Annotated in this window: 20 protein-coding genes; 17 read left to right on the plus strand and 3 right to left on the minus strand. The window is 35.5% G+C overall.

The window, feature by feature from the left end; translation table 11 throughout:
- The first annotated feature begins 199 nt into the window (after positions 1 to 199).
- A complete protein-coding gene (locus FXW34_RS13945; protein WP_147534614.1) occupies positions 200 to 1,006 on the plus strand; it encodes a prohibitin family protein in 807 nt (268 codons plus the stop codon).
- A 463-nt stretch (positions 1,007 to 1,469) separates the two neighbouring features.
- Here FXW34_RS13945 and FXW34_RS13950 read toward each other — a convergent pair whose 3' ends face one another.
- Positions 1,470 to 2,243: a SagB/ThcOx family dehydrogenase gene (locus FXW34_RS13950; protein ID WP_147534615.1), complete on the minus strand. Its 774-nt coding sequence runs from the start codon at positions 2,241 to 2,243 to the stop codon at positions 1,470 to 1,472.
- A gap of 147 nt (positions 2,244 to 2,390) precedes the next feature.
- Between FXW34_RS13950 and FXW34_RS13955 the strand changes: the two genes are divergently transcribed.
- From FXW34_RS13955 to FXW34_RS14000, 10 genes are all read left to right on the plus strand, one after another.
- Entirely contained in the window at positions 2,391 to 3,500 is a 1,110-nt protein-coding gene (locus tag FXW34_RS13955; RefSeq protein WP_147534616.1) for an FtsZ/tubulin family protein, read from the plus strand.
- Positions 3,501 to 3,716: 216 nt separating this feature from the next.
- Positions 3,717 to 5,696, plus strand: a complete 1,980-nt coding sequence (locus tag FXW34_RS13960) for an NAD(P)/FAD-dependent oxidoreductase (RefSeq protein ID WP_147534617.1) — start codon at positions 3,717 to 3,719, stop codon at positions 5,694 to 5,696.
- A gap of 199 nt (positions 5,697 to 5,895) precedes the next feature.
- Positions 5,896 to 6,540 carry a formate dehydrogenase subunit gamma gene (locus FXW34_RS13965; protein ID WP_147534618.1) on the plus strand — a complete coding sequence of 215 codons (645 nt, stop codon included), beginning with the start codon at positions 5,896 to 5,898 and terminating at the stop codon, positions 6,538 to 6,540.
- A 155-nt stretch (positions 6,541 to 6,695) separates the two neighbouring features.
- Entirely contained in the window at positions 6,696 to 7,331 is a 636-nt protein-coding gene (trhA, locus tag FXW34_RS13970) for a PAQR family membrane homeostasis protein TrhA (protein ID WP_147534619.1), read from the plus strand.
- Positions 7,332 to 7,564: 233 nt separating this feature from the next.
- The gene (locus FXW34_RS13975) at positions 7,565 to 7,705 is read left to right on the plus strand and encodes a GapA-binding peptide SR1P (RefSeq protein WP_187118959.1); all 141 of its coding nucleotides are present in this window, start codon (positions 7,565 to 7,567) and stop codon (positions 7,703 to 7,705) included.
- 192 nt (positions 7,706 to 7,897) lie between these two features.
- Complete coding sequence (locus FXW34_RS13980) at positions 7,898 to 9,016, plus strand: cysteine desulfurase family protein (RefSeq protein WP_147534621.1); 1,119 nt, start codon at positions 7,898 to 7,900, stop codon at positions 9,014 to 9,016.
- Between the two features lie 120 nt (positions 9,017 to 9,136).
- On the plus strand, positions 9,137 to 10,417 hold the full coding sequence (locus FXW34_RS13985) for an ATP-binding protein (protein ID WP_147534622.1): 1,281 nt from the start codon (positions 9,137 to 9,139) through the stop codon (positions 10,415 to 10,417).
- A 124-nt stretch (positions 10,418 to 10,541) separates the two neighbouring features.
- Positions 10,542 to 12,692, plus strand: coding sequence for a sensor domain-containing protein (locus FXW34_RS13990; RefSeq protein ID WP_147534623.1), 2,151 nt, complete (start codon positions 10,542 to 10,544; stop codon positions 12,690 to 12,692).
- A 118-nt stretch (positions 12,693 to 12,810) separates the two neighbouring features.
- Positions 12,811 to 13,020, plus strand: coding sequence for a DUF1540 domain-containing protein (locus FXW34_RS13995; protein WP_147534624.1), 210 nt, complete (start codon positions 12,811 to 12,813; stop codon positions 13,018 to 13,020).
- 200 nt (positions 13,021 to 13,220) lie between these two features.
- A complete protein-coding gene (locus tag FXW34_RS14000; RefSeq protein ID WP_147534625.1) occupies positions 13,221 to 14,351 on the plus strand; it encodes a GerMN domain-containing protein in 1,131 nt (376 codons plus the stop codon).
- Positions 14,352 to 14,424: 73 nt separating this feature from the next.
- Here FXW34_RS14000 and FXW34_RS14005 read toward each other — a convergent pair whose 3' ends face one another.
- Positions 14,425 to 14,622 carry a hypothetical protein gene (locus FXW34_RS14005; RefSeq protein WP_147534626.1) on the minus strand — a complete coding sequence of 66 codons (198 nt, stop codon included), beginning with the start codon at positions 14,620 to 14,622 and terminating at the stop codon, positions 14,425 to 14,427.
- A 171-nt stretch (positions 14,623 to 14,793) separates the two neighbouring features.
- On the opposite strand from FXW34_RS14005, the gene FXW34_RS14010 reads away from it, so the two are divergent.
- Positions 14,794 to 16,899, plus strand: a complete 2,106-nt coding sequence (locus FXW34_RS14010) for an RNA degradosome polyphosphate kinase (RefSeq protein WP_147534627.1) — start codon at positions 14,794 to 14,796, stop codon at positions 16,897 to 16,899.
- A gap of 50 nt (positions 16,900 to 16,949) precedes the next feature.
- Here the strand turns inward: FXW34_RS14010 and FXW34_RS14015 are convergent, their stop codons facing one another.
- Entirely contained in the window at positions 16,950 to 17,873 is a 924-nt protein-coding gene (locus tag FXW34_RS14015; protein WP_147534628.1) for a cation diffusion facilitator family transporter, read from the minus strand.
- A gap of 504 nt (positions 17,874 to 18,377) precedes the next feature.
- Here FXW34_RS14015 and FXW34_RS14020 point away from each other — a divergent pair.
- From FXW34_RS14020 to FXW34_RS14040, 5 genes are all read left to right on the plus strand, one after another.
- A complete protein-coding gene (locus FXW34_RS14020; RefSeq protein ID WP_187118960.1) occupies positions 18,378 to 20,357 on the plus strand; it encodes an oxidoreductase in 1,980 nt (659 codons plus the stop codon).
- Positions 20,358 to 20,479: 122 nt separating this feature from the next.
- Positions 20,480 to 21,373 carry a DMT family transporter gene (locus FXW34_RS14025; protein WP_147534630.1) on the plus strand — a complete coding sequence of 298 codons (894 nt, stop codon included), beginning with the start codon at positions 20,480 to 20,482 and terminating at the stop codon, positions 21,371 to 21,373.
- A complete protein-coding gene (locus tag FXW34_RS14030; protein WP_147534631.1) occupies positions 21,363 to 22,295 on the plus strand; it encodes a D-2-hydroxyacid dehydrogenase in 933 nt (310 codons plus the stop codon). The genes FXW34_RS14025 and FXW34_RS14030 overlap by 11 nt, the downstream gene beginning before the upstream one ends.
- A 78-nt stretch (positions 22,296 to 22,373) precedes the next feature.
- Entirely contained in the window at positions 22,374 to 22,871 is a 498-nt protein-coding gene (locus tag FXW34_RS14035; protein ID WP_147534632.1) for a hypothetical protein, read from the plus strand.
- A 236-nt stretch (positions 22,872 to 23,107) separates the two neighbouring features.
- Positions 23,108 to 24,004 (plus strand): acyl-ACP desaturase, encoded by an 897-nt coding sequence (locus FXW34_RS14040; protein WP_147534633.1) that lies wholly within the window; start codon positions 23,108 to 23,110, stop codon positions 24,002 to 24,004.
- The last annotated feature ends 21 nt before the right edge of the window (positions 24,005 to 24,025 follow it).

Consider the following 24,025-nt stretch of genomic DNA (forward strand, 5'->3'; position numbering starts at 1 on the left):
TTAAAAATATATCAAAATATCATTATGTAGTTTTCTGTATGGTACTATCTTATCAAAACCGATAGAATTTGCGGAAAACGTAGATAACCTTTCACAAAGCAGACAAATATTTCTGTTAAATATTTTGTAATATTTTTAACCTAAAAATGAATTGTTTATCATAGAGTGGTATAGTAATAGATAATGAAAGGAGGAGCATATGAATAAAAAAAATCTGATTTCACTAGGCGTTGCAGGTGTAATAGTTGTCATTCTATTAGCCTTTTCTGTTACCACTGTTGAATCCGGTCATCGAGGTGTCCTCTTACAGTTAGGAGAAGTAAAGTCAAAAGTACTTGATGAAGGACTCCATTTTAAACTTCCATTTATTCAATCTGTACAAGTTATTGAGGTGCGTGTTCAAAAAGAAGAAAGTTCACAAACCGCTGCGTCAAAAGACCTCCAAACTGTAACAGCAACAGTTGCTGTTAACTATTCAGTTGATCCAAATGCTGTGAACAAACTCTATCAAGAGTTAGGGATGGATTATAAAGGAAGAATTATCGATCCCGCAATTGCAGAGGCTTTAAAAGCTGTAACCGCACAATATACTGCAGAAGAACTTATTTCCAAAAGACCGGAAGTTTCTGCAAAAGTGAAAGATATGCTAGAGGAAAAGCTAACGAAATATTTCATGAAATTAGAAGAAATAAATATTAAAGAATTCGCTTTTAGTGAGGAATTTAATAAAGCTATCGAACAAAAACAAACTGCGGAACAAAATGCACTGAAAGCATCTCGTGATTTAGAAAGAATTAAAATTGAGGCGGAGCAGCAGATTACACAAGCACAAGCCGAAGCTGAAAGTTTAAGGCTAAAGAAAGCAGAAGTAACTCCAGAACTTATTCAATTAAAACAAATTGAAGTGCAAGAAAAAGCATTACAGAAATGGGATGGAAAACTACCTAGTGTTACAGGTGGAGCTACACCATTCATTGATATCAACGGATTAACTGGAAATCAATAATAATGAACCATACAAAAATGCCAGATCAAAAGATTCTGGCATTTTTTCATATATGAATCTACTGATGAAAAAAACTGAAATAGTGAATGCTTATCATTATTCACTACTTCATCTGCATTTTTAAATAATCCTCTGATGTTTCCAAGGTCTATAATCTCGCTTGGAGTTAATCCTAATAAATGATTTGATTCGTCCATTTCATCCACCTTTCTGCAGGAATATTTTTTGCGTTAAAGGAGACTATCGAAAAAAACTACACAATCATTGTTATTCCAATGTTTAAAACGTATTAATTCATAAAATCAATCATTCTGCATTTCATTTAACGGATATTTCAATCTCATTTATTATTATTTTTAGAATAATTTCTTCGTACAAAGAATAATAGTGCCAAAAAAATTTACAAAAAAGGCGATGAAATCTTGAACGATTCCATCGCCTTAATAAATATGTTAGGAAAGGACTAAGAGGGGAATTTATTCCGTTTTTTACCAACTGCACCTAAGTAGAGAACAAACTCATCTTCACCGTCTAATTCTAGGACTTCATCAATTAATTTTTGATCATAAATCCCAATCGCACAGGCTCCAGCACCAATTGATTCACTCGTTAAATAAAGATTTTGGCATACATGGCCGACGTCTATTAAGATTTTTTTATGTGCAGTCGTATCATATTTCCATTCAGAGCGATACGGAATGGTGCTCCAGGCAAAGAGAACCGCTGCTTTCTTGGCGAAATTAGGTACAAAGGGTTGTTCTAACGTGATTGCATCAATTTTTTGTTCAATATTTTCGAGTTCATTCATAAATAGCAGCTTGTGTTCAATAGGAAGATAACGATAAATTCCTGATTGTAATCCCTCAACACGCATGATGAATAAATAGGTTTCAAATGTATGGGTAGCTCCACTGCAGGGCACTGTTCTAAGGGTAAGACCAGCTTTATTTGTTCCGGTGATTCCTTGCGTTGCCCATAGTAAATAGGATAATTCGTCTATACTTAAACATTCCTCGGAATAAAACCTTGTACTTCTTCTTTCTTCAATACAGTTGAATATATTTTCTTGCGTGATTACTTGGCTGCATGGTTTTGGTAGAGTAACAATTTTGGAATCCAAATAATATTCCTTAACAATTGGAGGTTTTAGAAGGCCAATTTGTTTGTCGGTTTTCATTTTCTTAAATTCATGAAAGTTTGATTTTAAGAAACTTCGCTGCTGTTCATATTTTTTCATCTTGCTAACACCTCGATGGTAATTGTTTTTTCTTTTTATCATATCCAATTTTAAATAAATTTCTGTGATGTAGTTGTCAGGATGTATCTTCTTTATTCTAATTTCATAAATCATGAGTAATATTTAATAAGATAAGGAGGGGATAAAATGAAGTCAATAGGAATCTTAGGCGTTGGTCAGGCAGGTGGAAATATTGCGGAAATCGCATCAGCCTTAGGTTTTCAAAGCGCCCTTATCAATACGAATAAGCGTGATGGTGCAGTCAATACAAAGGTAGATAAGAAGTTTTTTGTACCAGGTTATAATGGGGCTGGGCAGGATCGTGCTTTAGCATTAAGAGCAGTTCACGACCATCATCAGGAAATGATTGAATTTGTAAAGAGGTCATTTAAAAATATTAAGTCGTTATTCGTTGCCTTTTCTACAGATGGCGGGACCGGCTCGGGGATGAGTCCAATTTTGATTGATATACTAGCAGATCAGATCCCCGGCATAAAAATTGGTGCAATTGCGGTAATTCCAGAACGTAATGTATTAGCTGGAAACCGTATTAATACAGCAGAGTGTATTGAGGAGCTATCGAGAATAGAAAATTTAGCCTCTGTGTTTTTGGTTGACAATGATCAAGTAAGAAAAATGAACCCACAATCCAGTAAACAGGAAATTTATATGGCTGCAAATCAGCAAGTAATGGAAGCTATTAATCATATCATTAAAGTAACACAAAAAAGTTCCTATTTCGGTAACTTTGATGAAACGGATCTCTTGAATATTCTCGACACGAGAGGTGTCACGATTATTGCATCGACTCCGATTACAGGTGAGAAGACAACTGCAGAGGTTACCAATAGTGTCCAGAAATCATGGGCACATTCAATCTTTTGTCCCGTTGAAGCGATGGGAGTGATTCGTGCAGGACTGATATATGATGGACCTGAGCGCATTTCTAAGTTAATAAATGCACCGGCCATCTTTGAAAAAATCGGTGAACCCGTCCAGTTATTTGAAGGAACATATCTTTCAGATGGCGATCCAACAATCACCACAATCTTAGCAGGTTTGTCCTTCCCAACTCGTCGTCTCCTATCATTAGAAGAATCGTTAGAGAAAAATCGAGAGCGTTTACAATCATTGGTGAATAAAGAATACAGTCAGAAATATAAATCACGGGTGTCCTGGGCTTCAAACTTAAAAACAAGAAGACCTGATAAACCAGCAGGACCGCTAACTGAAAAATTATCAAAATATCAAAAATAAAAGACCGCTTTAGTATTATGTATTAATCGGCTGACTCCAATCGAGTCAGCCTTCTTTTGTGTACAAAATGGTAATAATTATATTAAAAGCAGAGCATATAGGGAATTGTCATTGTTATATCACAAAAATAAATATGGTTTAATTTATAATAGCGATTGGGGTAATTTTTTTTCGAATAGTTTGTGAAATGCCATGCAAACTTAGAGGAGGATTATAATGAACTATCGTTATTTATTTGAAAAAGGAAAAATTGGTCAAGTAACCTTAAGAAACAGACTTATTATGCCAGCAATGGGTACAGGCTTGGCGGGCCCAGATGGTGAAATGACCGATCATGTTATTGCGTATTATGAAGAAAGAGCCAAAGGCGGAACGGGGTTAATTATTACCGAGTATACTTCTGTTGATTATAAATTAGGCCGCGCAAATTTTAATCAGCTTCGTATTGATGAAGATCGTTTCTTACCTGGATTTTATCGCTTAGCGAACGCGGTTCATAAATACGGTGCTAAAATTTTTGTGCAATTACAGCATCCTGGCCGTGAAACAACTTCTTATACATTGAATGGTCAGCAAATTGTTGCTCCAAGTCCAGTTGCCTGTGCTGCAATCGGTGAGGTACCTCGTGAATTAACGACTGAAGAGGTAAAAGGAATTGTAAACCAGTTTGTGATGGGAGCGCTTCGCTGTAAAATGGCTGGCGTTGATGGAGTCGAGCTTCATGGTGCTCACGGCTATTTAATTAATCAATTTATGAGTCCTGGTACTAATCTGCGTACCGATGAGTACGGTGGCAGTTTTAAAAATAGAATGAGGTTTTCTAAGGAAATAGTCGAAGGGATTAAGGCTAAATGTGGCCAAGACTTCCCGGTTTCGATTCGAATAAGTGTAGATGAGTATGAAAAAGAAGGCGGACTTACAATCGAACTAAGTCAGAAAGTAGCCCGTTATCTAGAAGAAGTTGGTTATGATGCGATTCACGCAAGCTGTGGAAACTATAATTCTATGGATAAAATGGTAGAATCAATGATGTTTGAGCAAGGCTGGCGCGTTCCGCTTGCCGAAGCGGTAAAGCAAGTGGTAAGTATCCCAGTAGTGGCGGTAGGGACTATTCGTGAACCAGAATTTGCTGAAGGAATTTTAGCAGCAGGGAAAGCTGATTTCATTGCGATGGGCCGTGGACATATTGCTGACCCCGAATGGGCGAAGAAAGCCTTAGAGGGGCGCGAATCAGAAATTAGAAAATGTATTAACTGTCTCAACTGTACTAGAAATCCAGGTCATATTAAGTGCTCGTTAAATATTAGAGCTGGCCGAGAGTTAGAGTTTAAAGAGATTCACAAAATTGAAGAAAAACGTCATGTCGCAATTGTTGGCGGTGGACCAGGTGGAATGGAAACTGCCCGTGTTCTTCGCTTAAAAGGCTATGATGTAACAATTTTTGAAAAGGATTCAAAACTAGGCGGACAATTGAACCTCGTAAAACATCCTACAGCAAAAGAAAAAATGAATTGGATGATTGATTACCATTGTAATGAAATGAAGCGCTTGAACGTAGATGTTCGCTTTAATACTGAAGCATCTTTTGAAGCGATAAATGACCTAAAACCATATGCGGTATTTATTGCAACGGGTGCAAAGCCAATCATTCCGAACATCATCGGTCATAACCTTCCAAATGTTTGTGATTACGAAGATGTATTGTTAGAAAGAAAAGAATTTGTGAACAAAAAAATGGTTGTCATGGGTAGCGGTATGGTTTGCTACAGTATAACAGGACAGCTTGCTAAACAAGGAAACGATGTGACTTTAATTGAAGTACCTACTGAAACAGGAAGTAAGGTTACTCCACATACAAGAGCGATGCTTTTAAATCGATTGAAGAATGAAAACGTAAATATCATTGAAGGTAAAGAAGTTGTTGAGATTCATCCTCAGTCTGTCATCGTAAGTGATGAAAATGGCCAACATTCAGAAATCAATCTTGATTATTTCGTTTTTTCTATGGGAACAGAATCCTATAATCCATTAGAAGAATTATATAAACAGCATTTTGAAAATGTTTTTGTCATTGGTGATGCGATTAATCCAGGCTCCATTACAAATGCGATTAAAGACGGTTTTGAACATGCTTATGTCTTGGAATCTATTGTGACGAATAAGGTGGATAAAGAGGTTCAGAAAGTATTAGTTTAACAGTTAGATGATGAATAAAAAGTGGCATGTTTCACCTATATTTTGTAATATGATAAAAATATAGGTAAGGACATCTAAGGCTCTTTGTTGCATTCACTTGCATTCAAAGAGCCTTTTTTAGTATATCGAAAAGTGAGGAAAAATAATATTGACAACATTCTTGTGTAAGGGGGTGAAAGATATGGACAAGGATGCTTAAGTGAGCCGATTTTCGCATGGATTTGTTGCTGCACATGCCGTAAATGCCATTTCCTTTATCACCTTGTACATTACAGCATTACCAATGTATACCGAGTTTTTTGATTGGCTCTACCCTGTGTTCGGCGGTCCGGAAATAGCTCGTTTGTTGCACCGAGTGTTTGCAGTTGCTTTTATGACTCCAACTTTAATATGGTTGATTTTTGACCCTAAAGGTTTTTTTCGATGGCTTAAAGAAATGGTGACTTGGAAAAAAAGGGATTTCGAATTTTTGAAGAAGACAGGAAAAGAATTAATTGGATTGAAATACAGGCATATACCACAAACATTTTTCAATGCAGGAGAAAAAATCAATTCGATGATTCAGATTGTCTGTGCGATAATTATTATTGGTTCTGGAATCGTTATGTGGAATCCACAGAACTATCCGAAGGAAGTTGTACAATGGGGCTATTTTCTCCATAATGTTGGCTATGGTATTGCAGCAGCAATTGTTGTGGGTCATATTTATTTGGGAGTCGTGAACAAAAATATGAGACCAAGTATTACCGGAATCATAACAGGAATTGTACCAGCCTGGTGGGCGAAAAATCATCATACAGAGTGGTACAATGAGGAAGTTAAGAAAGGTAATTTTCCGGGATAACGATTTTAGGTTTTTATAGAAAAAACAAGAATGACTGTTTTTATGACAGTCATTCTTCTGTGTTACAATATAAAAGCATTGTGTATAATTAATATTATTATGATTTTAATATTTGTTACTAACGGGCGAATATTTTATTGAAAGGAAGTTACAATTTGGCCGATACTCATAGCTTTTCAAAAGCAGAAGAAATATCAAATGCAATTACTCATGGATTAGGGGCACTTTTAAGCGTGGCAGCACTTGTTATTTTAATTGTTTTTGCCTCACTTTATGGAAACGCTTGGCATGTTGTAAGTTTTACTTTGTTTGGCGTTACAATGGTCCTATTATATACCTCATCAACACTTGTTCATTCGCTTCGACCAGGCAGGGCAAAGGATTTTTTTGAAATCATGGATCATTCGGCAATTTATTTCTTCATTGCCGGAACATATACGCCGTTTATGTTTATTGCTGTAAAAGGCTGGCTCGGTTGGACTTTGTTTGGTATTGTGTGGGGGTTAGCTGTTGGTGGTACTATCTTTAAATCTTTCTTTGTTAAAAAATATTTGTTTACCTCAACAGGTCTCTACGTCCTTATGGGCTGGTTAATCGTGTTTGCCTGGAATGAATTAGTAACTAACCTTCATCCATCCGCATTTTGGTTATTGGTAAGTGGTGGATTGTGTTATACAATTGGGGCAGTTTTTTATATGTGGAAGCTTTTTACTCACCATCACGCTGTTTGGCATATATTTGTTTTAGCAGGTACAGCTTGTCACTTTTTTGCGGTATTGAATCTACTTTAATCTGTAATGTCTCTGTCATTTAAATTATGATGAACATTTTGTCAAGGACTATCAATCCTTGGCAATTTTTTTTGAAATAACAACTGGAGTTTTCGGAGCAATGTGTTATACTAAAGTAGAAATAAGACATACTTTATAAAATATTAACTCAAATGTGTTACTCTATTAAAACGAAAATAGGACGGTTTTTGTGGAATGTTGTAAAAACACTAGTTTAATAAGGAGTGAGATGGGTGAGTACTCAAACAATCGTAAAGCAAGGAACAATTATTTGCCAAGAGTGCGGTAAGGAAATTGCGGCTGTTGGAAATGTTAATGGTGTAAAAACTTGGTATGGAGTTTGTACTGATTGCAACTCAGAAAAAAAGAAGTAAGTCTAATAATAAGTTCAATTAACATGGCCCTTCATTAAGGGTCTTTTCTATTTTTATAGATAATTGAGCCTCCTATTGCTAAATAATAGCAATAGGAGGCTCTTTTTGTTTAAGTATTTTACTTGATTATGACATTAGGTTCTTTCAAAATGAATGTATTGAATATTAACTCTGCTAAAGGTGGGACGATACTTGGAAAAACATATCTATTTAGACTACAACGCTAGTACACCGATTGCTCACGAAGTGATTGATGTTATGACACCACTATTGTCAGATTATTTCGGTAACCCATCTGCAATCCATTGGGCTGGTACACCGCTAAAAAAATTGCTGAATCAAGCCAGAGAACAGGTGGCTGACTTGTTATCCTGTAACCCGCATGAAATTATTTTTACGAGCGGTGGAAGTGAGTCGAATAATTTCGCATTAAAAGGAATCTATTTTAAGCAACAAAATAAAGGAAAGCACATCATTACCTCCAAAATAGAACATCCTGCCATTCTTAATCCCTGTAAATTTCTTGAAGGTATTGGAGCTAACATAACATATGTTGATGTAGATCAATATGGGAGAGTTTCACCGGAGGAAATTGAAAAAGCCATTACAAAAGAGACCATTTTGATATCTATTATGCATTCAAATAATGAGGTCGGTACACTTCAACCAATAAAAGAGATTGGGAAAATCGCCAAGCGCTATGGTATTCCATTTCACACTGATGCTTCACAATCAGTTGGAAAGGTTCCGGTTAATGTTGAAGACCTTGGTGTCGACTTATTAACGGTTGCTGGACACAAACTCTATGCACCAAAAGGTATTGGTGCCTTATATATTCGCGATGGGCTTGAGATTGAACCGTTGATTCATGGTGCTGGACATGAATTCGCAAAAAGGGCTGGAACGGAAAGTACGATATTGGCCGTGGGTTTAGGCAAGGCGTGTGAACTAGCTCAAAGAAACCTGGCAAACAGTCAAATAAATGAATTATCGGATTATTTTTGGCTGGAATTAAAGAATATCCTAGGTGATCAAGTGGTATTAAATGGACATCCGAAATTAAAGCTGCCCAATACATTAAATGTTAGTTTTGTTCATAAATCAGGTCAAGCGATACTTGATTCCATGCCTGAAATTGCAGCATCAACTGGATCAGCCTGTCATTCAGGACATATTGATTTATCGTTAGTTTTGAAGGAAATGAAAGTGCCAGAGCATATTGGAATGGGAACCATTCGTTTTAGTCTAGGAATATATTCAACAAGAGCTGAAATTGATTATGTACTAAATAAACTCCAAGCTATACTTTGATATATTGTTAATAACAATTACCAATTATATCCTATTCCAAAAATTTCACTTTAAGTAATAGTTAAAACGAAGTATTATTAGAGAGGAAGTTTATTAGTATAAGAAGTTAGAGGTAAATATATGGTGTTACAGATTGAAAATATCTTAATACAAATGCTTGTAGTGTTATTCCCGATCATATTGTATCAAGCGTTAATTAATAATCGAAAACCTAAGAGGAAATTGAAATTTTATGGAATCACTGTTTTTTCAGCCACGATGCTGTTATGTCTTATGTTTGCGTTTGAAATCGACGATGGAATAATATTAGATTTACGGATGGTACCGTGGTTTTTAGCGTTTATTTATGGCGGGAATACGGTCGGGTTTGTTGTTACAATTTTTTATGTAATCATTCGCTTTATCGTTGGTGGACATGGCATGTATGCGGCATATATAGTGCTATTGTTAGGTACTATGCTTTTATGGAGATTCCCTCGATATTATTTTAGTTGGGACCGAAAACATAAGATAACCTTTTCTGTCTTTTTCATCAGTATATTATCGTTCCTATTGCCTATTATTGGCACTTTCCTATTTAACATGGAGATGACTAAAAGCTATTTAACAATTAATACCGGTTTTGTATTAGTTAATGCGATTACTGTATGGCTAGCCGTTCATTTAATTGAGTCATATCTTGAAAAAGAACAATTAATAAAGGAAGTTCAAAAGAATGAGAAGCTTCAAGTTGTCGGTCAGGTAGCTGCAAGTGTAGCGCATGAAATTAGAAATCCGATGACAAGTGTTCGTGGGTTTATTCAAATGCTTACTAAATCCAAAACAATTAGTCAAGAAGAGAAAGCTTTTATGCAAATATGTTTAGATGAGCTAGATCGGGCAAATGAAATTATTTCCGATTATTTAAGTCTTGGGAAAAATAACGATCTTGAACAGCCGAGACTTATAGATGTTTCACATTTAGCAACAAAGTCTGTAAATACATTAATCTCGTATGCCAACATAAATAATGTTCAAATTAACTTTCAATCAAGTCATTCTGCATTTGTAATGGGAAATCCAAGTCGACTTCAACAATTGTTAATTAATATCATTAAAAATTCAATTGAAGCGGCTCGTCCAGACGGAAAAGTCAGTATTACCGTTAAATCAAAAAATCAAGAAGTTGAAATTATCGTCATAGATGATGGTGTAGGAATGAGTGCAGCTCAGATTGAAAATATTGGACTGCCGTATTATTCGACAAAGGAAAAAGGAACAGGACTAGGCTTAATGGTTACACTTCAGATTATTAAGGAAATGAACGGGCGTTGGAATGTAAAGAGCGAGTTGAATAAAGGTACATGTTTTAAAATTAATTTACCAACAGTTTCAGTAAATGAGGATACTGATGAATGTTAACCACACTACATATTACAGTGTGGTTTTTTATATTAACATCTTCATGAAGAATTCAGATTTTGATTGGTTACATTTAACATCCTTATAATATAATTATTTAAAATAAATACTGAGGTGGATATTTGTGAACGAACAGTGGAACCAGCATAATAATGACAATATCGAGTTACTGCGCTCACAAATAGAAAGATTAAAGCAAAAAAATCTTGAATTAGAAAAGCAAATTCGCATTAAGGAATCTTTGTATCTTAGTGTATTAGATGCTTTACCTATCAATATATTTCTAGAAGACCCAGAAGGACGCACCATTTTTGCCAATCGAAATGCCTGTGAAATACATGGTTTAAAGACGGATGATTTAATTGGAAAAACAGTTTTTGATTTTTTTCCGCAGCATATAGCTGAAATCAACCGCGCTTATGATATGGAAGTTTGGAAACAAAGGAAATTAATCACTAAAGAAGTACCAGCTGGTTTTAAAGGTGAAACACACCATATGTTCACTGGTAAAACAATCCTTCACATAAATGAATCAAATCAGGACTTTTTGCTTGGATTTGGTTTAGATATTACTGATCGTGTTAGAGTTGAAGACAAATTAAAGGAAAGTGAAGAAAAATTCCGAAACGTGATTGAGCAAGCGGCTGACAGTATCTTCTTAATTGGAACGAATGGAATGCTGATTGATCTCAATCCTATTGCATGTGAGGTTCTAGGTTATTCTAAAAATGAATTGCTTCAAATGAATATTGACTCACTTTTTAAAAGCTTAGCTATGGAATTAAATAGTTTAGTATTGAATGATGAAAACCATTCAATTGCAAATTTGGAAGATTATTTGATTAGCAAAGGACAAGTATATGTCCCAGTCGATATAAACATCCGTCTTATCAAAATTGGTGATAAGAAAGTGTACGTAGCATTATGCCGGGATATTCGCGAGAAAAAGCGTGCAGAAGCGCAAATTGAGCATATGGCCTTTCACGATGCTTTAACAGATTTGCCTAATCGATGGTATATTCAATCCTATATCAATCACTATATTTCAAATCAAAATAATACTAAGGAACGTCTTGGTTTTATATTACTTGACCTTGATTATTTTAAAGTAATTAATGACAGTTTAGGTCATGACGCAGGTGACATGTTATTAATGGAAGTTGCCCACCGTCTACAAATGACGATAAATAACACGAAAAATATCCTTGCCCGCTTTGGTGGAGATGAGTTTATTATTCTTCTTCCACATATTACTAATGAACAAGAAGTACTCTCACTTAGTGATAACATAAATAGTCAGCTTTCCAAGCCATTTATCATTTTGGGAGATAAATTTAATATTTCAGCTAGTATTGGGATAAGTCTATATCCAACAGATGGTGAGGATTTAAATAGTTTAATAAAAAATGCTGATTTAGCGATGTACCATTCGAAAGAAAAAGGACGAGGCTGCTTTAGTTTGTATAATCCAATTATGAAAATGAAAGCCATTGAAAGAATGGACTTAGATATCCAACTAAGAGAGGCTTTAAAATCCACCGATTTTTTCCTGCATTATCAACCTAAACTTAACCTCAAAACAGGCCAAGTTAATGGGATGGAAGCATTGATTAGATGGAAAAACCAACATAATCGTATTCTTTATCCTGATTCATTTATCCAAATTGCAGAAGAAACCGGCTTAATTAATCAACTAGGTGAATGGGTTTTACGTGAAGCATGCTTTCAGTGTAAAGAATGGCACGATAGAGGGTACAATGATTTAACGATCAGTGTAAATATATCTCCAAAGCAGTTTCAGCAAAATAATCTAGAAGAGTTGATAATTTCAGTATTAGATGAAACAGGTTTGCCACCTTGGTCCTTAGAATTGGAATTAACCGAAGGAATAGTTATGAAGGATCCAGAAGCAGCTGTACATGTCCTAACAAAATTAAAAGACTTAGGAATTAAAATATCGATTGATGATTTTGGGACAGGCTTCTCTTCTTTGAGTTATTTAAAATTATTCCCAATCGATACACTTAAAATAGATAAGTCGTTCATAATGAATCTGGGTGAGGATATGCCGTCTTCCAAGATTGTTTTGGCCATTATTTCATTAGCACATAGTTTGAATTTAGATGTGGTAGCAGAGGGAGTTGAAAATCTTGAGCAATTCGACTTTCTGATGGAAAGTGACTGTGATGTTGCCCAAGGCTATTTTATTAGTAAACCTCAACTACCAGAGGACATCATTAACAATATGGATGATTTTCAATTAATAAAAAAATAATTCGATTTGCCTATTTGTCATTATTTTTGGCAAATAGGTTTTTTTTTATTATTTTAGGACAAAATAACCACTATGGCAAAATATGCTAATGAGTTTATGTATGAGGAGGTAATGAAGGATGCCAAATGTTGAAGTATCCTGTGCCATTTCAAACTGTACATTTTATGGTAAAGGAAATGTTTGCACAGCAGATAAGATCATGGTTGAATTAGATCAGCATGCTAACTATGACACAGAGTTTTCTTCTGAATTGGGAGAAAAGAACCATATTGATAAAGCTAATTCATCTACACAGACCTGTTGTAAAACTTTTAAGCCGAAAAAATAAAAATGAATTTATGAAGAAGCATTGATGAGCAAGAAGATTTATTCATCAATGCTTTTTCTTTGTTAATTTTCTGACAATGAGACGCTATTATCACTAGATTTCGAGATATACTAAAACCAACAACATATATTATGACAAAGGGCTTGTACTGAGATATCGTTTTTTATACACTCACAAAATTAATAAAGGGGGTATGGACTGTGAAAAAGTCAATAGTTGTATTCTTGGTCATTCTTCTTACAGGAATGCTAGTTGGATGTAATCTTGGTCAAGATAAGGAGCAATCAAAAGATGGGGAGAATAACCAAAGTTCAACCAATACAAGCAACAATAAACCAAAAACAAATAGCAGCGAACAAAATCACGATAAGGATGAAACAAAAAACAGTTTGCCAAAAATTGAAGACTACTATCCATTGAAAAAAAATACAAGCTATATTTATGAAGGGATAGGTAACGAATTTGCTTCCTATCAAACATATAACGATTATGTAGAAGGAAAAAAACTTCAACAACGAGTTAATAATGGTGGGACAGAGTTGGCTAATGTCATTGAGATAAGGAACGGTCAGGTAGTAAAGCTTTATTCTAGAGGAGAAGCTTATTATCGAGAAAATCTGTTAAAAGAAAATGGTAATGGTAGTCCTGAAATTCTCTTGAAAGAGCCTTTAAGAAAAGGTACCCAATGGATATTAGCCGATTCAAGAGTCCGGACTATCACCGAATTAGAAGCGTCTATCACCACCCCAACTGGAACCTATAAGGCTATCGAGGTTACAACGGAAGGTGACCACGGAAAAACACTGGATTACTATGCAAAAAATGTTGGATTAGTAAAATCAATATTTACTAGTGACGGAGCGGAGATTATATCATCTTTGGCAAAAATTGAAGAAAATGTCCCGCACGTTCAAGAAATCCAGTTTTATTATCCAAATATAGATGACAGTAAGCTTTATTATAAAAATAGAGAGGTTCATTTTTATACAAACGATATTACACGCAAGGTTCTTGCAGAGGAATACAAAAAATTGGAAAATGACAAAGTTGGAATTGTTTTTTCAAAAAATACAGCCATTAATAGCTTGTATTTAAATAAAGATTCACACGTGTATATTGATTTAAATAAAGAATTCATTAATGAAATGAGTGCAGGTGCAGCCTTTGAGACAATGATTTTACAATCAATAGTCAATACGTTTGGGGTTTATTATCAAAGTGATAGAGTATACCTAACAATAAATAATGCTCCATATGAATCAGGTCACATTACGAAACAAAAGGGAGAATACTTCTTAGTCGATGTAGAGGGAGCTGTGAAATTACGATAATATTTTATAGTATTAACAATAAAAACGAGTCATCCAAGTCTAAGTTGGATGACTCGTTTTTGTTAATCTTTACTTAGAACCATAAACCACGGTTATTATCTCGTCTATCGCGACGGTCACGATCTCTATCTCGATCGCGATCTCTGTCTCGATCTCTATTATCCTCTTCAAGTTCAATGTTTTCGGCGTTGATAATTACGTTTTCGGCGTTGATAATTACTTCATCGACATCAAATTCAATTCTTGATCTGTTTCTGTTGTTTCTTGACATAATTCATCCCCCCTTTCAATTGTTTACTTCAGCATATGCTTGTCTCAAACGGATGTTTGGGCAATGGGGTAATTAACAATAAAAAGGCTACAACCAAACGAGATAAACAATAATAATAAATAAATGATATAATTATTCTAGAACAAGATTGGGATAAAAGAGGGGAAAATGATGCTAACGGTCAATAAAAAAAGTGATGAACTAAATCGATCAAAATATTATATTAACCGAGAACTAAGCTGGCTTTCATTTAACAAACGTGTATTAGAAGAAGCAATTGATACACGCAATCCCTTATTAGAAAGATGTAAGTTCATTGCGGTGTTCAGTTCAAATCTTGATGAGTTTTTTATGGTCCGAGTCGCAGGTCTAAAAGACCAAGTGAAGGCAGGATATAATAAACCTGAAAAGAAAGCGGGTTTGACACCTAAACAACAATTAGAAAAAATTTCGATTAAAACTCATAATCTTGTCATTAAGCAATATGAAACACTTAATCAAGTATTAGTTCCAATGCTTAAAGAACAAGAAATATCTCTTCTTCAAATAAATCAATTAACTGACTCTCAATTAATCGAAATCGAGGACTACTTTGATAAACAAATTTTCCCTGTGTTAACACCTATGGCAATTGATGCTTATCATCCATTCCCGATTGTTTTAAATAACAGCTTAAATATAGCGGTTGTTATTGAAGACGATAATAATGAGGGAAAACAACCGTTGAAAATCGCAATCGTTCAGGTCCCAAAGGTATTAAATCGCTTTGTGCAGCTACATTCTGCCGATAATGAGCAGCTAATACTATTAGAAGACATCATATGTCATTTTATTGATAAATTATTCGTTGGATATCAGGTACATTCCTTGACGGTATTTCGTATTACACGTAATGCTGATTTAACTATCCAAGAGGAAGGTGCAAGCGATCTTCTGAAAGAGATTGAAAAGGAACTTAAAAAACGCAAATGGGGTGCAGCAGTCAGATTAGAAATCCAAAAGCAAAGATTTGATCGTAAGGTTCTTAAATATCTTTCTGAAGAATTAGAGCTCAAGGAACAGGATGTTTATGAAATAGATGGTCCACTTGATTTAACGATGTTTTTTCAACTATATAAAAAGCTGGAATTCTCACATTCTCAGTTGATGTTTAACCGGCTTATCCCGCAGTCACCACAGAGTTTACTTGACCAGCTCTTTGAAGCAATTTCGACTCGGGATATATTATTACATCATCCCTACGAATCTTTTGAGCCTGTTGTCGAGTTTGTCTCAAAGGCAGCCACTGACCCCAACGTATTGGCAATCAAACAAACACTTTACCGAGTTAGTGGGGATTCGCCCATTATTCATGCATTAAAGCGAGCTGCTGAGAATGGGAAACAAGTAACCGTGTTGGTAGAGCTACGCGCCCGTTTTGATGAGAAAAATAATGTCCATTGGGCAAAGGAGCTTGAGAAGGCTGGCTGTCACGTAATCTATGGAAAGCACTATTTAAAAACGCATAGTAAAATTACGCTTGTGGTTAGGAGAAAGTCTGGACAAATTGAGCGGCTTGTACACTTGGGAACCGGTAACTATAATGATCAAACAGCAAAACTATATACTGATTTCGGCCTGTTCACAGCAAACCCGAAAATTGGTGTTGATGCAACCAATTTTTTTAATTATTTAAGTGGATATTCCGAAAAACCAGCATTTCATTATTTGTCCATATCACCCACCGATATTCGGAAGGAGCTTAATTCGTTAATCGAAAAAGAAATTGAATTTCATCGCAAATATTCCAACGGAAGAATTATTGCAAAAATGAATTCTTTAACAGATAAAGATATCATAATGAAGTTGTATGAGGCCTCAATTGCTGGAGTTCAAATAGATTTGATTGTTAGAGGTGTTTGTTGCTTGCGTCCAGGTATTACTGGGATAAGTGACAATATTAGGGTACGAAGCATCGTCGGCAGATTTTTAGAACACAGTCGCATATATTATTTTCACCATAATGGGGATGAAAAAACGTATTTATCATCCGCAGATTTAATGAAAAGGAATTTAGACAAGCGGGTAGAAATAATGTTCCCGATTTTGGTAACAGATTTAAAAGAAAGGGTCAACCAAGTCTTATCCTTGGCCCTAGTAGACAATGTCAAAGCTCGCGAAATGGATTGCGACGGCCTTTATGATTACGTTTCAAAGCGGGAATGGGAGACCGAGGTTGAAAGTCAATTAGAATTGTTTCATATGGCTAATCCGGATATAGAAATGGTGGAAGCATAAGAAAAAAGCAGATCTCTGATGATGTGAAGGAGTTCTGCTTTTTCCCTATATTACATAAATTTGTTTCCATAGGAACCATGGTCATTAATCGTAGGATGTTCAATTTGAATCGTTGAATGTGTAAGCCCATGTTTTTCTTTTAATAGTTTACTAATCACTGAAACAGCCTTTAATGGTTCACTATTTACATTCAAGAAAACATGTGCTGTGAATGAATAATGATTTGTCGTGACGGTCCATAAATGCATTTCATGCACATCCTCAACGCCTTCGACTGCTGTAATATCTTTACGAATAGCTTCCAAATCGTATTGTTGAGGCACTGTTTCCATTAATATATAATAGCTTTCGCGAATGATTCTAAACCCGCCAACGAGAATGACGATTCCAATAACCATACTTACGATTGGATCAAGGATATGAAGTCCAGTAAAATGGATGATGAGTGCGGAAACGATAACGCCAACTGAGTTAAGTAAGTCCCCGATAAAATGCCAAAGGGCACTTTTTATGTTTAGATTTTCTTCTTGTTTAGTGCTTCTAGTTAGGACAATGGTTAAAACGATATTAACAATCAAACCTATTATCGCAACAATAAGCATGAGGCCGAGTTCAATTTCCCTCGGTGTGATAAGTCGTTGAATTCCTTCTATAAAAATTCCAATCGCAATAATCATTAAGGCTAGTCCATTGATAAATGACGCAATGATTTCAAAACGTAAATAGCCAAAGGTGTAACGTTGATTGGGTTTTTTCGTAGCCAAATAGATTGCTGTCATACTAAAGCCTAGGGCGATTACATCGGAGGCCATGTGGGCAGAATCTGATAATAAGGCGAGGGAATCGGATAATATGCCTCCAATCACTTCAACAATCATAAAAAATAATGTCAGAATTAATGTAATCCATAATGTATTTTTCGATCTTTGTTGGTTTTTAACATGATTTAAATGATGAAAATCAAAATCTCTCATAATATTATCCCTCATTTTATTATTAAACTATTTCTACTCGATTATAAGCCATAATAGGGAAATGTCAATTTAATTGAGAATAAATAATTATAATTGAGAATGTGTGTCAAAATCAATCTATAATAATAGTAATGATTATAATTAAATCTTTATTAATTATTAATAATGATTATTATTAAAAATAATTTAGAGGGAAATTCCATTGACTCTGATTGGAGAATATTGATTAATTGTTTTAAAATGATATTGACAACTTCAGATTCTCTTTTTTTTTGTAGACTGTGTTAAAGCTCAATGTTGATTATTAACACTTGTTGATTGGAGCGTAAGGCACGAAGACTCCTACGGGATACGCGAGACAGGTGAGACTACAGGCTCAGCGCACGCCCCGTGGAAAGCGAAGTGCCTGGAGCGGAAATCAACAATCACGTTTAACAGGGCCTTTTTAAAAAAAGGGGTAAGCTCGTAGATTCCTATAATTTCATAAAATAGGAGGATGTTGTGATGAGCAAGTGGAAGTTCGAAAAGATTCTGGAGCCAATGAAGATTGGAACGATGGAAGTTAGGAACAGATTTGTCATGCCTCCAATGGTGACGAATTATGCAGCTGAGGATGGTTCAGTGACAGATAGAATCATTGATTATCATGTTGCAAGGGCAAAGGGCGGAGTAGGTTTAATCATTGTTGAAGCGATTTATGTTCACCAAACAGGCAAGGGTTTCTCAAATGAATTGGGAATCAATCGTGACGAACTTGTCCCAGGTTTACGAAAGCTAGTGGAAGCGGTTCACCACCATGGAGCAAAGATAGCTTGTCAGCTATATCATGCAGGCCGACAAACATCTTCAGATGTAACTGGTGCGAGACTTGTCGCTCCATCACCGATTCCTTGTCCTGTAAAGCAAGAGGTGCCTAAACAATTAACGACTCTGGAAATTAGAGGGTTGGTTGAGGAATTTCGGCAAGCTGCACGGCGGGCCAAACAAGCAGGATTTGATGCTGTTGAAATACATGGTGCTCATGGCTATTTATTAAATCAATTTCTCTCACCATACAGTAATAAGCGGGAAGATGAATACGGAGGCTCATTTGAAAATCGAATGAGATTTCCTTTAGAAGTGGTAAACAGTGTTAGGGAAGAAGTCGGAATTGATTTTCCTATTATTTACCGTTTAAGTGCGGAAGAATATGTTGATGGCGGGCTTACAATTGATGATACTAGTTGGTTTGCGGTGAAGCTAGTTGAAGCAGGGGTAAACGCTGTTCATGTATCCGGTGGTGTGTATGCATCCGCTGCTATGATTATTCAGCCATCTGCCATTCCTCAAGGTTTGTACATAGAGAATGCAACAGCCATCAAAAGAGCCATTGAGGATGCCGTTCCTGTGATTGTTGTTGGAAGAATCAAAAATCCAGAGATGGCAGAAGCAATTATTCGCGGTGGAAATGCTGATTTTGTAGCTATGGGCAGAGCGTTATTGAGTGATCCAGACCTGCCAAATAAGGTGAGAAATGGACAATCTGCCAATATTAGGAATTGTCTGGGCTGTAATCAAGGTTGCATTGATCGTTTGTTTGAAGATATTGACATCGCGTGTATGATCAATCCTTTAACAGGCCACGAAGGTGAATTCGACTTGACTGCACCTGTTGAAAAGAAGAAGGTATTAATTATCGGTGGGGGTCCTGCTGGTCTTGAGGCAACACGAGTCGCTGCGTTACGTGGTCACGAAACGATTTTGTTTGAAAAAGAAGATGAATTAGGTGGGCAATTGAGACTTGCAGCTAAGCCTCCATTTAAATCTGAGCTTTATGATTTGCTTCACTATCAAATTAAACAGGTTGAAAACTCTAACGCAGAAGTTGTAAAGGGCTGGAAAGCAGATATTAGTGCCATTAAAGAATTAAACCCTGATGTAGTCATTTTAGCAACCGGATCAGAACCTGTGATTCCAAATTTACCAGGTATTTTTCAAAGCAATGTCGTAACTGGACATGATGTTTTAAAGGATAGCGTTCCGGTAGGCAATAATGTCGTGGTTTTAGGTGGCGGGATGGTGGGCTGTGAAACAGCCGAGTATCTTGCGGAACAAGGAAAACAGGTGACATTAGTTGAAGTTATGGCTGATATTGCTGTCGATGTTGGCATGTTAAACCGTTCACTTATGTTTAAACGGATGGCAGAAAAGAATATCACCGTGTTATCTGACTGTCAGGTTCATGAAATTGACGGAAATACTGTTAAAGTTACTAATAAAGATGGACATGGCTTTATGACAGGAATTGATACTGTTGTAATCGCAGTTGGCTCAAGATCATTGAATGAAATGGCCGAATTAATTAAGCGAGAAGGTTTTCCTGTTTATACAATTGGAGATGCGAAGAAGCCTCGGAAAATCCTTGAAGCAGTTCATGAAGGATTTAGAGTTGCCTACAATATTGATAACATTGCATCTTCAAATCGGAATTTTGTAATCTCCTAGGGATTTCCTATGGAATTTAGGTAAGGAAGGCTTATGCGCCTTCCTTTTTTCTATTCAATCTTTGATGGTGAAGTTATAATAAAATAATTATGAAGTTTATTAATAGTTTAGGGAGGTTAACAGTGAAAGGTCAAACAAAACTAATCTTCGCGATGCTTATTTTTGGCAGCATTGGCTTGTTTGTAAAAAATATCGAGCTCGCTTCAAGTGAAATTGCATTATTGAGAGGAATTATTGGTTGTATCTTTTTATTAGTTGCTAGTTTTGTTGTAAAGCAAACAATTTCATTATCCACAATCAAACGAAATATTCTTTTACTCAGCTTATCAGGTGGTGCTATTGGCTTTAATTGGATATTTTTATTTGAGGCATATCGTTATACGACAATAGCTAATGCAACAATTAGCTATTATTTTGCCCCCATTTTTGTGATGATTCTCGCACCGATTGTGCTAAAGGAAAAGTTAACATTAGTCAAAATAAGCAGTATTCTTACTGCAATGTTTGGCTTACTTTTAATTGTCCAAAATGGTGGAACCACAGTAAGTTCTTTTAACCATCCTGTTGGTATTTTTTATGGACTTGTGGCAGCGGTATTGTATGCAAGTGTTATATTAATGAATAAATTCATTAAAGGTCTATCCGGATTTGAGACAACATTGATTCAATTAGGTGCTGCTTCTGTGGTGTTACTTCCATATGTTTACATAAAAGAAGAAATAAATTTTGCTGTTTTAGATGGACAATCTTTTATATTCGTTACAATATTAGGAATCGTTCATACTGGTTTTGCTTACTATCTATATTTTAGTGCCATAAAAGCATTAAAGGGTCAAACCATTGCAGTATTAAGTTATATTGATCTTATATTTGCGATGGTGATTTCTGGAGTATTTTTACAAGAAAACATCAGCATGATACAAATTCTGGGTGGCATCCTGGTATTAGGAGCAACCTTTATGAGTGAAAAAATAGGGAAGAATAAAACAGTGGAGGGAAATACAATTGGAAATTAATAATATTTTAGTGGTTAGCCCAATGTTTAAACAACTTCAGCAATTAATTGAAGCAGAGAAGCTTCAAAAGCAATTCCGTTATTCATCTGAACAGGATTTTAATAAGGAGGCATTAGCCTGGGCAGATGCATTGGTAGCATTTAATCTTAAAGATAATTTTGATTACTCACACGTGAAATGGGTGCACTCACTTGGGGCTGGTGTAGATCGCTTTCTTTATCAAAAAAAATGGGATGAAAATGTCCTCTTAACTAGAACCATTTGTTCATTTGGACAGCGAATTGCTCAATATTGCTTAAGTTATATATTGAAGGATATACAACTCCATGATACGTTCCATAAAAATCAACTACAAAAAAGGTGGGAACCAAAAACACCTAAGCTATTACAGGAACATAAGGTGATGATCTTTGGCACTGGAGAGATAGGTCAAACTGTGGCAAAAATATTTTCAGAGTTAGGTATGACTGTGTATGGCGTATCATTGAGTGGGGCTCAAAAAGTATCCTTTCATGAAGTCTTGACGATGGAGAATTTTCATTCTCACCTAAGTGATGTCAACTATATTATCAACACCATGCCTTTAACTGAAAAAACAAGCGGCTTTTTCAATGAGGACTTCTTTAAATGTGTTCATGAGGCAGGCTTCATTAATGTTGGAAGAGGTGCATCTGTAAATGAGCGAGCTTTGCTTGAGGCCATCGGACAGAAAAGAATTAAATTTGCTGTTCTTGATGTTTTTTCTGTGGAGCCTTTATCTATCGAAAGCTTGCTTTGGGAGCAAGATAATGTTTATATCACGCCACATATTTCTGCTGTGACCACTCCAGAGGAAGGTTTTGCTTGTTTTATCCAGACGTTAAATAATATTGAAAACAACCTGCCATTAAACAATCAAGTCGATGTAAAAAAAGGATACTAATTAAGAAGAAAATTAACATGATCATTAACACAAGCATAAATAATTCGTGTATATTGTACCTGTGGAAGGAGTTTAATTATGGTACAAATAAAAGAAATCAAAATAGATGGGGAACCAATTCATTTTTTTAATAGCGCAATCTATATTTTTGAATCTAGTGCAGGTTCCTCACTCGAATTAACGATGGTTGTGAGTGAAATTGTAGAGGCAAAATACAAAGAGATAGAAAATCTTTTCCTCGAAATAGAATTAATTGATAAGAGGGTTTTTAGTTTTATAATGCATCCGCAAAGAGTAACTGGAGGATTACCGAAATTAAATTTCTTTTGTGATATTGATAGTATTGAAGATTATCAAGGTTTTCCGATTGTTCAAGAAAGCAATCCTATTTTTCCAGATATTGAAGCAGGTATTACATTAGAGGAAATTAGAAAACATGAAATGCCTTTCGTAAAAGTAAACTTAAAATTAACATTACCTATTGATCAAACCGAATGGTTGGCTAAGCAAAAGAAAAAGAATTTGGAGCAATTCATCCAAGAGGCGATTTATGATAATTGGAAAAAACAAAAATAAATCATTATCTTTACAAACAGAGTATATCTTATAAAAAGATACTCTTTTTTTTATTTTTCGGATTAAAAATAGTGAATGTTTGCAAGAATGATGATAAGAAAAATAGGAGTCAATATTTATTTGAAATAATTGAACTAAAAAATGAGACATTTCTAGTTATTTGAAGTAAAATGGAGAAAGAATTATCTAACTAACGTTAAAACAATGAATATAGTGATAAATTCAGGAGGTAAGCATTGTTAACCAATCATTTAGATTTTAGATTAGAACCTAAATTAAGAGAACTGTATGAAGAACATAAGAAAAGGTCAGAAAAAATTGACTGGGGCTATCATGAATTTCTGCCATGGGATAAAGCTCAAGATTTTAGAAGGGTTCCTTGGGATCCAAGTCAGGTAACACTTCCACCAGCAGTGGTTACAGCAGTAGAAACCGCATTATTAACAGAAGTAAATTTACCTTGGTTCACCTCTCATCTGGATCAAACCTTCAAAGGATCACTTTCAGTTATTAAGGATTTTGTTCATACATGGACGGCTGAGGAAGATCAGCATTCAAGTTTACTTGAAACCTACCTGCTCATTACCAGAAACGCTGATCCTAAACGGATTCACCAATTGCAAAAGCAAACGATAGAAGGCGGATGGTCGCCAAATTTTCATACTCCATTTGAAACAATGGTCTATACGTCACTTCAAGAATTAGCAACAATGGTATTCTATAATAATGTAGCAAAGGTTGCTGGAAAACATGATCCAGAATTGGAAACATTATTACGGAGATTGGCCAAGGACGAGATATTGCATTACGCCTTTTATCGTGATGTGATTAAATATCACCTGCAGCTTGAACCGAATTACTGTTACTATTTAGGATACGTCATTCAAAACTTCCAAATGCCAGGCACCGTTATGCCAGATTTCGAAGATCGCATGTCGATTATTGCTAAAGAAGCGAACTATGGTCCGTTAGAATATTTTGATCAGGTCTTAGATGTCATCGTGGATTACTGGGAAATAGAAAAGCTTCGACCGATTGCGCCTGAAGCAGAAAAAGCGCGTTTAGATATTCTAAAGTACCATGCAAGATTAAAACGAGTTAGAGATCGTTTTTACGGAACTAAGCGTTCATAAAAGGTAAGTATAAAAAATGGC

It is taken from the genome of Bacillus marasmi (genome assembly GCF_902168435.1).
In the GTDB taxonomy this organism is placed as follows: Bacteria; Bacillota; Bacilli; order Bacillales; family Cytobacillaceae; genus Bacillus_BU; species Bacillus_BU marasmi.

Bases quoted from the DNA above. Each gene is read 5' to 3' on its own strand.
- FXW34_RS13945 (WP_147534614.1), top strand. From the start codon at position 200: ATGAATAAAAAAAATCTGATTTCACTAGGCGTTGCAGGTGTAATAGTT.
- FXW34_RS13950 (WP_147534615.1), bottom strand. From the start codon at position 2,243: ATGAAAAAATATGAACAGCAGCGAAGTTTCTTAAAATCAAACTTTCAT.
- FXW34_RS13955 (WP_147534616.1), top strand. From the start codon at position 2,391: ATGAAGTCAATAGGAATCTTAGGCGTTGGTCAGGCAGGTGGAAATATT.
- FXW34_RS13960 (WP_147534617.1), top strand. From the start codon at position 3,717: ATGAACTATCGTTATTTATTTGAAAAAGGAAAAATTGGTCAAGTAACC.
- FXW34_RS13985 (WP_147534622.1), top strand. From the start codon at position 9,137: ATGGTGTTACAGATTGAAAATATCTTAATACAAATGCTTGTAGTGTTA.
- FXW34_RS13995 (WP_147534624.1), top strand. From the start codon at position 12,811: ATGCCAAATGTTGAAGTATCCTGTGCCATTTCAAACTGTACATTTTAT.
- FXW34_RS14005 (WP_147534626.1), bottom strand. From the start codon at position 14,622: ATGTCAAGAAACAACAGAAACAGATCAAGAATTGAATTTGATGTCGAT.
- FXW34_RS14010 (WP_147534627.1), top strand. From the start codon at position 14,794: ATGCTAACGGTCAATAAAAAAAGTGATGAACTAAATCGATCAAAATAT.
- FXW34_RS14015 (WP_147534628.1), bottom strand. From the start codon at position 17,873: ATGAGAGATTTTGATTTTCATCATTTAAATCATGTTAAAAACCAACAA.
- FXW34_RS14020 (WP_187118960.1), top strand. From the start codon at position 18,378: ATGAGCAAGTGGAAGTTCGAAAAGATTCTGGAGCCAATGAAGATTGGA.
- FXW34_RS14035 (WP_147534632.1), top strand. From the start codon at position 22,374: ATGGTACAAATAAAAGAAATCAAAATAGATGGGGAACCAATTCATTTT.